2 rRNA genes (1 of these 2 running past the window's edge) are annotated in these 4,658 nt (G+C 52.2%); both read right to left on the reverse strand.

Going from position 1 to position 4,658, the window contains the following annotated elements:
* Positions 1 to 2,823, reverse strand: a 23S ribosomal RNA gene (locus QFZ87_RS24905) (it extends 113 nt beyond the left edge of the window).
* 203 nt (positions 2,824 to 3,026) lie between these two features.
* Positions 3,027 to 4,564, reverse strand: a 16S ribosomal RNA gene (locus QFZ87_RS24910).
* Together the 16S and 23S rRNA genes form the textbook arrangement of a ribosomal RNA operon.
* Between the last annotated feature and the right edge of the window lie 94 nt (positions 4,565 to 4,658).

Here is a 4,658-nt window from a genome sequence, read left to right on the forward strand (position 1 = left end):
GAAATCTCATCTTGAGGGGGGCTTCATGCTTAGATGCTTTCAGCACTTATCCCGTCCGCACATAGCTACCCAGCGATGCCTTTGGCAAGACAACTGGTACACCAGCGGTGCGTCCATCCCGGTCCTCTCGTACTAAGGACAGCTCCTCTCAAATTTCCTGCGCCCACGACGGATAGGGACCGAACTGTCTCACGACGTTCTGAACCCAGCTCGCGTACCGCTTTAATGGGCGAACAGCCCAACCCTTGGGACCGACTACAGCCCCAGGATGCGATGAGCCGACATCGAGGTGCCAAACCTCCCCGTCGATGTGGACTCTTGGGGGAGATAAGCCTGTTATCCCCGGGGTAGCTTTTATCCGTTGAGCGATGGCCCTTCCATGCGGAACCACCGGATCACTAAGCCCGACTTTCGTCCCTGCTCGACTTGTAGGTCTCGCAGTCAAGCTCCCTTGTGCCTTTACACTCTACGAATGATTTCCAACCATTCTGAGGGAACCTTTGGGCGCCTCCGTTACTCTTTAGGAGGCGACCGCCCCAGTCAAACTGCCCACCTGACACTGTCTCCCACCCCGATAAGGGGTGCGGGTTAGAATTTCAATACAGCCAGGGTAGTATCCCACCGACGCCTCCACCGAAGCTAGCGCTCCGGTTTCTCAGGCTCCTACCTATCCTGTACAAGCTGTACCAAAATTCAATATCAGGCTACAGTAAAGCTCCACGGGGTCTTTCCGTCCTGTCGCGGGTAACCTGCATCTTCACAGGTACTATAATTTCACCGAGTCTCTCGTTGAGACAGTGCCCAGATCGTTACGCCTTTCGTGCGGGTCGGAACTTACCCGACAAGGAATTTCGCTACCTTAGGACCGTTATAGTTACGGCCGCCGTTTACTGGGGCTTCGATTCAGAGCTTCGCTTGCGCTAACCCCTCCTCTTAACCTTCCAGCACCGGGCAGGCGTCAGCCCCTATACTTCGCCTTGCGGCTTCGCAGAGACCTGTGTTTTTGCTAAACAGTCGCCTGGGCCTATTCACTGCGGCTCTTCGAGGCTATTCACCTCAAAAAGCACCCCTTCTCCCGAAGTTACGGGGTCATTTTGCCGAGTTCCTTAACGAGAGTTCTCTCGCTCACCTTAGGATTCTCTCCTCGCCTACCTGTGTCGGTTTGCGGTACGGGCACCTTTTATCTCGCTAGAGGCTTTTCTTGGCAGTGTGGAATCAGGAACTTCGGTACTAAATTTCCCTCGCTATCACAGCTCAGCCTTCACGGAAAGCGGATTTTCCTACTTTCCAGCCTAACTGCTTAGACGCGCATATCCAACAGCGCGCTTACCCTATCCTCCTGCGTCCCCCCATCACTCAAACGATAAAGAGGTGGTACAGGAATATCAACCTGTTGTCCATCGCCTACGCCTTTCGGCCTCGGCTTAGGTCCCGACTAACCCTGAGCGGACGAGCCTTCCTCAGGAAACCTTAGGCATACGGTGGATGAGATTCTCACTCATCTTTCGCTACTCATACCGGCATTCTCACTTCTAAGCGCTCCACCAGTCCTTACGGTCTAGCTTCAACGCCCTTAGAACGCTCTCCTACCACTGACATCTAAGATGTCAATCCACAGCTTCGGTGTTACGTTTAGCCCCGGTACATTTTCGGCGCAGAGTCACTCGACCAGTGAGCTATTACGCACTCTTTAAATGGTGGCTGCTTCTAAGCCAACATCCTGGTTGTCTAAGCAACTCCACATCCTTTTCCACTTAACGTAAACTTTGGGACCTTAGCTGGTGGTCTGGGCTGTTTCCCTTTTGACTACGGATCTTATCACTCGCAGTCTGACTCCCACGGATAAGTCTTTGGCATTCGGAGTTTGTCTGAATTCGGTAACCCGATGAGGGCCCCTAGTCCAAACAGTGCTCTACCTCCAAGACTCTTACTACGTGAGGCTAGCCCTAAAGCTATTTCGGAGAGAACCAGCTATCTCCAAGTTCGATTGGAATTTCTCCGCTACCCACACCTCATCCCCGCACTTTTCAACGTGCGTGGGTTCGGGCCTCCATCCAGTGTTACCTGGACTTCACCCTGGACATGGGTAGATCACCTGGTTTCGGGTCTACGACCACATACTCAAACGCCCTATTCAGACTCGCTTTCGCTGCGGCTCCGTCTCTTCAACTTAACCTTGCATGGGATCGTAACTCGCCGGTTCATTCTACAAAAGGCACGCTATCACCCATTAACGGGCTCTAACTACTTGTAGGCACACGGTTTCAGGAACTATTTCACTCCCCTTCCGGGGTGCTTTTCACCTTTCCCTCACGGTACTGGTTCACTATCGGTCACTAGGGAGTATTTAGCCTTGGGAGATGGTCCTCCCTGCTTCCGACCGGATTTCACGTGTCCGGCCGTACTCAGGATCCACTCAGGAGGGAACGAAGTTTCGACTACAGGGTTTTTACCTTCTCTGACGGGCCTTTCCAGGCCGCTTCATCTACCCCGTTCCTTTGTAACTCCATGTTGAGTGTCCTACAACCCCAAGAGGCAAGCCTCTTGGTTTGGGCTATGTCCCGTTTCGCTCGCCGCTACTCAGGGAATCGCGTTTGCTTTCTCTTCCTCCGGGTACTTAGATGTTTCAGTTCCCCGGGTATGCCTTCAATACCCTATGTATTCAGGTAAAGATACTGTTCCATTACGAACAGTGGGTTCCCCCATTCGGAAATCTCCGGATCAAAGCTTACTTACAGCTCCCCGAAGCATATCGGTGTTAGTCCCGTCCTTCATCGGCTCCTAGTGCCAAGGCATTCACCGTGCGCCCTTTCTAACTTAACCTAAAAGGTTTGTTTCTCTTAATTAAATAAGAGAGAAAACTAAAATGGCGATTACTCGATGTATTTACTTGACTTCTTCATTACGATTATCTAGTTTTCAAAGAACGATGTTTTGAGAGAAATTGCACTCTCAAAACTAAACAAACAAGAAACAATCAAACAAACGTGTTTTGTCTGGCTCATAGGTCCAGCTTATATCCTTAGAAAGGAGGTGATCCAGCCGCACCTTCCGATACGGCTACCTTGTTACGACTTCACCCCAATCATCTGTCCCACCTTAGGCGGCTGGCTCCTTACGGTTACCCCACCGACTTCGGGTGTTACAAACTCTCGTGGTGTGACGGGCGGTGTGTACAAGGCCCGGGAACGTATTCACCGCGGCATGCTGATCCGCGATTACTAGCGATTCCGGCTTCATGTAGGCGAGTTGCAGCCTACAATCCGAACTGAGAATGGTTTTATGGGATTGGCTAAACCTCGCGGTCTTGCAGCCCTTTGTACCATCCATTGTAGCACGTGTGTAGCCCAGGTCATAAGGGGCATGATGATTTGACGTCATCCCCACCTTCCTCCGGTTTGTCACCGGCAGTCACCTTAGAGTGCCCAACTGAATGCTGGCAACTAAGATCAAGGGTTGCGCTCGTTGCGGGACTTAACCCAACATCTCACGACACGAGCTGACGACAACCATGCACCACCTGTCACTCTGTCCCCCGAAGGGGAACGTCCTATCTCTAGGAGTGTCAGAGGATGTCAAGACCTGGTAAGGTTCTTCGCGTTGCTTCGAATTAAACCACATGCTCCACCGCTTGTGCGGGCCCCCGTCAATTCCTTTGAGTTTCAGCCTTGCGGCCGTACTCCCCAGGCGGAGTGCTTAATGCGTTAGCTGCAGCACTAAGGGGCGGAAACCCCCTAACACTTAGCACTCATCGTTTACGGCGTGGACTACCAGGGTATCTAATCCTGTTTGCTCCCCACGCTTTCGCGCCTCAGCGTCAGTTACAGACCAGAAAGCCGCCTTCGCCACTGGTGTTCCTCCACATCTCTACGCATTTCACCGCTACACGTGGAATTCCGCTTTCCTCTTCTGTACTCAAGTCCCCCAGTTTCCAATGACCCTCCACGGTTGAGCCGTGGGCTTTCACATCAGACTTAAAGGACCGCCTGCGCGCGCTTTACGCCCAATAATTCCGGACAACGCTTGCCACCTACGTATTACCGCGGCTGCTGGCACGTAGTTAGCCGTGGCTTTCTGGTTAGGTACCGTCAAGGTACCGGTAGTTACTCCGGTACTTGTTCTTCCCTAACAACAGAGCTTTACGACCCGAAGGCCTTCATCGCTCACGCGGCGTTGCTCCATCAGACTTTCGTCCATTGTGGAAGATTCCCTACTGCTGCCTCCCGTAGGAGTCTGGGCCGTGTCTCAGTCCCAGTGTGGCCGATCACCCTCTCAGGTCGGCTACGCATCGTCGCCTTGGTGAGCCGTTACCTCACCAACTAGCTAATGCGCCGCGGGCCCATCTGTAAGTGACAGCCGAAACCGTCTTTCAGCTTTTCCTCATGAGAGGAAAAGGATTATCCGGTATTAGCTCCGGTTTCCCGAAGTTATCCCAGTCTTACAGGCAGGTTGCCCACGTGTTACTCACCCGTCCGCCGCTAACCACCGAAGTGATTCGCTCGACTTGCATGTATTAGGCACGCCGCCAGCGTTCGTCCTGAGCCAGGATCAAACTCTCCAAGAAAGTTGATTAGCTCATTTTGTTACGTTGGCTTCGTTTCATTAAAGAAACGAAATATTTTTGTTTGTTGACGTTTTTGTTTGTTTAGTTTTCAAAG

Source organism: Bacillus sp. SLBN-46 (assembly GCF_031453555.1).
Classification (GTDB): domain Bacteria; phylum Bacillota; class Bacilli; order Bacillales; family Cytobacillaceae; genus Neobacillus.